This window comes from Streptomyces sp. S6 (assembly GCF_054880855.1).
On sequence record NZ_JBTYMC010000340.1, the window covers coordinates 1 to 6,648 of the forward strand.

Consider the following 6,648-nt stretch of genomic DNA (forward strand, 5'->3'; position numbering starts at 1 on the left):
CCGCCCGGTGGCCCCCGCGCCGATCCGGAACCGTGCCGAACGCCCCGCGCGCGTGCGCGGTCCCCGCAGGCCGGACGGCGTGTCCCGGCCAAGCGTCACGGAGTCGGGGACGGGAGGGCATCGACTGCGGGAGAGTGGACAGACGCGGTAGAGGAGGCCGTCGCGAGGACGGAGGAAAGGTCAGATGCTGAGGACTGGGGTGGCCGGACGGCGCCTGGACATTCTGGAATGGCTCAAGGAGCCCGCCCTGCACTTCCCCGCGCGGCGCGGTGCCTGCCCCGAGCGCGGCGTCACCGCGGGAGCGCTCGCCCACAAACTCGGCGTCCGCAGGAAGGTCGCGGACAACCACCTCGCCCTCCTCGCGCGCGCGGGACTGCTGCGGTCCGAGAAGGTCGGCCTCAGGACCTACTACCGGCGTGACGAGATGCGGATCGCGGAGGCCGCGCGCATGTTCGAGAAGGGCTGGCAGCGGTAGCGCGGACGGGCTGGTGGGACGGGGGAGACCCGCCCGGGGAAAGCCCCGGCAAAGCCCCGGGCCCGCACGCATGGACCCCGGCGCCCGCTGGGAGGATTACCTCTTCCGACAGGAAGGGCTCACCTTTCATGGACCGCCGCGCGGCTCTCGTCCCCCTCCGGTACGTCACTCTCCCGGGCCACGGCCCCGAGGACGTCGTGGCGGACGAGGCCGGCAGAGTCCTCACCGGTGTCGCGGACGGGAGGATCTTCCGGATATCAGGCCTCGACGACCCCGGCGCGGCCCGCGTCGAGCACGTCGGGGAGATCGGCGGACGCCCCCTCGGCCTCGAACTCCTCCCGGACGGCGGCCTGCTGGTGTGCGACGCGCAGGGCGCCCTGCTGCACCTGGACACCGGCGACGGAAGCGTGCGCGTCCTGACCGAGTCCGCCAAGGGGGAGCCGCTGAGGTTCTGCAGCAACGCCGTCGCGACGGCCGACGGTACCGTCTACTTCACCGTCTCCAGCCGGGAGTTCGCGCTGGGGGAGTGGCTCGGCGACCTCGTCGGACACACCGGCACCGGACGGCTCCTGCGGCTCTCGCCGGGGGCCGACACGCCCGAGGTGCTGCTGGAGGGGCTCCAGTTCGCCAACGGGCTCGCGGTGAGCGGCTGCGGGTCGTTCCTGATCGTCGCCGAGACCGGCGCCCGGCGTCTGACCAGGTACTGGCTCACCGGACCCCGCACCGGACTCGCCGAGCCCTTCGCGGAGGACCTCCCGGGCCACCCGGACAACCTGTGGCGCGACGGCACCGACGGCGTCGTCTGGGTCGCCCTCGCGGGCCCCCGCGTGCCCGGCCTCGGCCTCCTGCACCGGGCGTCACCGGCGGTCCGCCGGCGTGCCGCGCGTGTCGCCCTGCACGCCCCCTACCGGCCCTCCGGGACGGTCGGTGTCCTCGCCGTCGACGACACCGGCCGGATCGTCCACCACCTCACCCGGCGGCGCTCCGGCTTCCGCATGGTGACCAGCGTCTGCCGCACACCGGACGGCCTGCTGGTCCTCGGCAGCCTGAACGAGCGCGGGATCGCCGTCTGTGCGCCCGTCTGACTCTTGAACGGCGGAGTTACCCTGGGCCCGGCCGTGATCACTGCGGTCGGGCAGGAGACGGACGACATGACAGCGCCTGGGGCACCGAGCCCGCGCGAGGGACAGCTTCCGGTGGTCGCGGTGGTGGCCGTGGGAGGTGTGCTGGGTTCTCTGATCCGGTACGGGACCGGGCTGATCTGGCCCGCGCGCGAGGGCGGTTTCCCCTGGGCGACCTTCGGGATCAACGTCGTCGGGTGCGCGGTGATCGGGGCGTTCCTGGTGCTCGTCACGGAGATCCTCACCGTCCACCGGCTGGTGCGGCCGTTCTTCGGCACCGGTGTCCTCGGCGGGTTCACGACGTTCTCGACGTACGCCGTCGACTTCCGGAAACTGGTGGGGGACGGCCACCCCGCGACCGCCTTCGCCTACCTGGCGGGCACCCTGTGCGCCGCCCTGGCCGCCGTGTGGCTCGCGGCCACCACCACCCGCCGACTCTTCACGAAGAGGCAGACATGACGAGGCTGACCGGCAACGCGCTCAGGTTGACCGTGTTGATCGGGGAGAGTGACACGGTCAACCATCGACCGCTGTATGCGGAGATCGTGCACCGCGCGCACGCGGCGGGGCTCGCCGGGGCCAGTGTGTTCCGGGGGATCGAGGGGTTCGGCGCGTCCTCGCGCGTGCACACCACCCGGCTGCTGTCCCTCGGCGAGGACCTGCCGGTCGCGGTGGTGATCGTCGACACCGAGGAACGCGTGCGCGCCTTCCTGCCGCAGCTCGACGGGCTCGTCACGGAGGGGCTGGTGACGCTGGAGCCGTGCCTGGTCGTCGCCCCCACCGGCCGCCCGGCGGAATCCGGCGAACCGGACAAGAAGGGTAAGAACTGGTTGTGAACTGGCTGCTGGTCGCCGTCGGCGGCATGGTCGGGGCGCCGCTGCGCTACCTCACCGACCGCGCGGTGCAGTCCCGGCACGACTCGGTGTTCCCGTGGGGCACGTTCGCCGTCAACGTCGTCGGGTGTCTCGTCCTCGGCACGCTCACCGGGGCCGCGTCCGCCGGGCCGGATCTGCGGCTGTTGCTGGGGACCGGCCTGTGCGGCGCGCTGACCACGTACTCGACGTTCTCCTACGAGACGCTCCGGCTGGCCGAGGCGGGCGCCGGGCTGTACGCCTTCGCCAACGTCGCGGGCAGTCTGGTGGCGGGGCTCGGGGCGGCCTCCGGGGGGTTCTGGATCGGGCAGACGTTCTGGTCGTAGCGGAGAAACAGGAGGAACCGGGCCCTACTCGGGGCTGGTAGGACTGTCCCCGAAAGTCCTGTCCCTGTCCCCTTTCCTCCGCTTCCCGCAGAACTGGATTCCATGAGCATCTCCGTCGGCCAAGCAGTCGTCCTCGGAGTCGTCGAGGGCGTGACCGAGTTCCTCCCCGTCTCCTCGACCGGCCATCTGAAGATCACCGAGGGTCTGATGGGCATCCCCGTCGACAAGCCCTCCGTCGTCGGCTTCTCCGCCGTGATCCAGGTCGGGGCGATCGCCGCCGTGTTCGTGTACTTCTTCAAGGACATCGTGCGGATCGTCTCCGCCTGGGGCCGGGGGATCGCGAACAAGGAGGAGCGCTACCACCACGACTACAAGTTCGCCTGGTGGGTCATCTACGCGACGATCCCGATCGTGATCGTCGGCCTCGCCGCGAAGCCGCTGATCGACGGCGCGCTGGGCTCGCTGTGGGTGGTGGCCGGCTCCCTGATCCTCGGCAGCGGTGTCATGTGGGCGGCCGACCAGATGGGCCGGCACAAGCGCGGTGAGGACGACACGTCGTTCAAGGACGCGATGCTCGTGGGCAGTTCGCAGATTCTCGCGTTGCTCTTCCCCGGTTTCTCCCGCTCCGGCGCCACCATGTCGACCGCGCTGATCCTCGACCTCGACCGGGTCGCGGCTACCCGCCTCTCCTTCTTCCTCGGCATCCCGGCGCTGACCGGAGCGGGCCTGTACGAGCTGAAGGACGCCCTCGGCGCGGGCGTCGGCGCGCTGCCCCTGGCCGTCGGAACCGTCGTCTCGTTCGCAGTCGCGTACGCCTCCATCGCGTGGCTGCTGAAGTTCGTCGCCAAGCACTCCTTCAACGCGTTCGTCGTCTACCGCCTGGTCGTCGGCGTCCTGCTGTTCGGACTGCTCTCCACGGGTGCGCTGAGCGCCTGATCAGACCACCGGGCGTGGGTGAGGCTTTCAGCCCCCACGCCCGGTGAATTTTTCTTTTCGCTTCTCTTGACACCGCCTGTCGCTCAGCCGCACCATCACTCCCGTGAACCTGTCAGACAGCCAGACAGGTGGTTCTGGGCCCCGTCGCGTGAGCGCGATGGAGGCGGTCCTCACCCACCTCCGCCGCGCCATCGAACGCGGCGAGTACGCCATCGGCGACAAGCTGCCCTCCGAGGCCGAGCTCTGCCGCACCCTGGAGGTGTCCAGGCCCGTGCTCCGCGAGGCCCTGCGCGCCCTCCAGACGATGGGACTGACGGTCGCCAAGACCGGCAAGGGCACCTTCGTGATCGCGAGCACCGTCGAGGACCCCACCTTCGGCGACTACGCGGCCAGCGACCTCCTCGAAGTGCGCCGCCACATCGAGATCCCGGTCGCCGGGTACGCGGCCCTGCGCCGCACCCCGGAGAACCTGGACCACCTGACCCACCTCCTGGACCGCATGGAACGGGAGACGGACACCACCGCGTGGGTCGCGATGGACACCCTCTTCCACCTCGCCGTCGCCGAAGCCGCCCAGAACCCGGTCTTCCGCCGGGTCATCGAGGAGATCCGCGACGCACTGGCGCGTCAGTCGGCCTTCCTCAACGAACTGGGCGGCCGGCGCGAACAGTCCAACCGTGAGCACCGCGCCATCGTGGAGGCGCTCATGGACGGTTCCGAACCCGACGCGGTGGAGGCCATGAGCCATCACCTCGACCGCGTCGAGACGTCCCTCACCGACATCGTGCGCCCCGAGCGCGCGACCACTCCCCTGGAAGGCGGACCCGAGGCGTGAGCGAACAGCACCTCAAAGACGAGACGCGCCCCTCGTCCCCGCACGTCGACGCCGGAGACGAGGGATACAGCAAGTCCCTCAAGCACCGGCACGTCAACATGATCGCCATCGGCGGGGCCATCGGCACCGGCCTCTTCCTCGGCGCGGGCGGCCGGCTCGCCGACGCCGGACCCTCCCTCTTCATCGCCTACGCGGTCTGCGGAATCTTCGCCTTCCTCGTGGTGCGCGCCCTCGGCGAACTCGTCCTGTACCGGCCCTCCTCCGGCGCCTTCGTGTCCTACGCCCGGGAGTTCCTCGGCGAGAAGGGCGCCTACACGGCCGGCTGGATGTACTTCCTCAACTGGGCGACGACCGGCATCGCCGACATCACCGCCGTCGCCACCTACACGCACTACTGGGGCATGTTCTCCGACATCCCCCAGTGGGTGCTCGCATTGATCGCCCTCGCGGTCGTGCTGACCGTCAACCTCATCTCCGTCAAGATCTTCGGCGAGCTGGAGTTCTGGTTCGCGATCATCAAGGTGAGCGCGCTCGTCGTCTTCATGGTCATCGGGATCTTCCTGCTGGTCACCCAGCACCAGGTCGACGGCCACACCCCCGGTCCGTCCCTCATCACCGACAACGGCGGCATCTTCCCCAACGGCCTGCTGCCCATGCTCCTGATCGTCCAGGGCGTCGTCTTCGCCTACGCCTCCGTCGAACTCGTCGGCGTCGCGGCGGGGGAGACCGAGAACCCCGAGCAGATCATGCCGAAGGCGATCAACTCGATCATGTGGCGCGTCGGCCTCTTCTACGTCGGCTCCGTCATCCTCCTGTCGATGCTGCTGCCCTGGAACGTCTACAAGGCGGGCGAGTCCCCCTTCGTGACGGTCCTGTCCAACATCGGCGTCCCGGCCGCCGGCGGCGTCATGAACCTCGTCGTCCTCACGGCCGCCATGTCCTCCCTGAACTCCGGCCTCTACTCCACCGGACGCATCCTGCGCTCCATGGCCGTCAACGGCTCCGCCCCCGCCTTCACCGCGAAGATGAGCCGCACCCAGGTCCCCTACGGCGGCATCCTCCTCACCAGCGGCGTCTGCGTCCTCGGTGTCGGACTCAACTTCGTCGTCCCGGCGGACGCCTTCGAGATCGTCCTCAACTTCGCGGCCATCGGCATTCTCGCCACCTGGGGAATGATCATGGTCTGCCACCTGTTGTTCTGGCAGAAGACCCAGAAGGGCGAGCTGACCCGCCCCGGCTACCGGCTGCCGGGCTCCCCCTGGACCGAGATCGTGACGCTGGTGTTCCTCGCCTCCGTCCTGGTCCTCATGTACGCCGACGGCGGCGCCGGACGCACCACGGTGCTGTGCCTGCCGCTGATCGTCGGAGCGCTCGTCGCCGGCTGGTACGCCATCCGGGGACGCATCCAGCGCACCTCCACGAAAGCCGGCGCGTGACCCTGCGCCGGCCCACGACAACCCGCAGGCAGTGATGTTCAGCAGCACCCCCACCGACGCCCCCCTGATCCGCGAACCCCTCCACGCCCCCGTCGCGCACCTCGTGCGCGCCGGGGTCACCGAGGGCGTCCACTACGGCTCCGTAGTCGTCCTCGGCGCGGACGGGGAGGTCTCCCTCCAGCTCGGCGACATCGAGGCCGCCTTCTACCCCCGCTCCGCCCTCAAGCCCGTCCAGGCCGTCGCCATGGTCCGCGCCGGGCTCCCCCTCGACGGCGAGCTGCTCTCGCTCGCCGCCGCCAGCCACTCCGGCGAGGAACGCCACCTCGCCGGGGCCCGGCGGATCCTGGAGCTGGCCGGCATCCCCGAGGACGCGCTGCGCAACGTCGAGGACATGCCCTACGGCGCCGTCCAGCGCGACGAGTGGATCAGGGCCGGCCGGGGGCCCTCGCGGCTCGCGCAGAACTGCTCCGGGAAACACGCCGCGATGCTCTACACCTGCAAGCTCAACGGCTGGTCCCTGGACGGCTACCTCGACCCCGGCCCTCACCTCATCGCGTGAGCCTTCACCTCACCGCCGCCCTGACGACCCGCTGGGCGACCCCATTCATCTCCTTCCCCTTCGCATCGGTCGCGTTGATCGAGTAGAC

Annotated in this window: 8 protein-coding genes and 1 pseudogene; all 9 read left to right on the plus strand. The window is 70.2% G+C overall.

Going from position 1 to position 6,648, the window contains the following annotated elements:
- Positions 1-184 precede the first annotated feature (184 nt).
- Positions 185-475, plus strand: a complete 291-nt coding sequence (locus tag ACVNF4_RS30410; RefSeq protein ID WP_461806098.1) for an ArsR family transcriptional regulator — start codon at positions 185-187, stop codon at positions 473-475.
- Positions 476-603: 128 nt separating this feature from the next.
- Positions 604-1,560 carry an SMP-30/gluconolactonase/LRE family protein gene (locus ACVNF4_RS30415; RefSeq protein ID WP_461806099.1) on the plus strand — a complete coding sequence of 319 codons (957 nt, stop codon included), beginning with the start codon at positions 604-606 and terminating at the stop codon, positions 1,558-1,560.
- 66 nt (positions 1,561-1,626) lie between these two features.
- Positions 1,627-2,055, plus strand: a complete 429-nt coding sequence (crcB, locus tag ACVNF4_RS30420; protein WP_461806100.1) for a fluoride efflux transporter CrcB — start codon at positions 1,627-1,629, stop codon at positions 2,053-2,055.
- Positions 2,052-2,432 (plus strand): DUF190 domain-containing protein, encoded by a 381-nt coding sequence (locus ACVNF4_RS30425; protein WP_461806101.1) that lies wholly within the window; start codon positions 2,052-2,054, stop codon positions 2,430-2,432. The genes crcB (ACVNF4_RS30420) and ACVNF4_RS30425 overlap by 4 nt, the downstream gene beginning before the upstream one ends.
- Entirely contained in the window at positions 2,429-2,794 is a 366-nt protein-coding gene (gene crcB / locus ACVNF4_RS30430; protein WP_461806102.1) for a fluoride efflux transporter CrcB, read from the plus strand. The genes ACVNF4_RS30425 and crcB (ACVNF4_RS30430) overlap by 4 nt, the downstream gene beginning before the upstream one ends.
- Positions 2,795-2,896: 102 nt before the next feature.
- Positions 2,897-3,730: an undecaprenyl-diphosphate phosphatase gene (locus tag ACVNF4_RS30435; RefSeq protein ID WP_461806103.1), complete on the plus strand. Its 834-nt coding sequence runs from the start codon at positions 2,897-2,899 to the stop codon at positions 3,728-3,730.
- Between the two features lie 157 nt (positions 3,731-3,887).
- Positions 3,888-4,565 carry a FadR/GntR family transcriptional regulator gene (locus tag ACVNF4_RS30440; RefSeq protein WP_461806105.1) on the plus strand — a complete coding sequence of 226 codons (678 nt, stop codon included), beginning with the start codon at positions 3,888-3,890 and terminating at the stop codon, positions 4,563-4,565.
- Positions 4,562-6,001 (plus strand): amino acid permease, encoded by a 1,440-nt coding sequence (locus ACVNF4_RS30445; protein WP_461806104.1) that lies wholly within the window; start codon positions 4,562-4,564, stop codon positions 5,999-6,001. Before ACVNF4_RS30440 ends, ACVNF4_RS30445 begins: the two co-directional genes overlap by 4 nt.
- 34 nt (positions 6,002-6,035) lie before the next feature.
- Positions 6,036-6,539, plus strand: a pseudogene (locus ACVNF4_RS30450) (asparaginase); the annotation flags it as partial.
- Between the last annotated feature and the right edge of the window lie 109 nt (positions 6,540-6,648).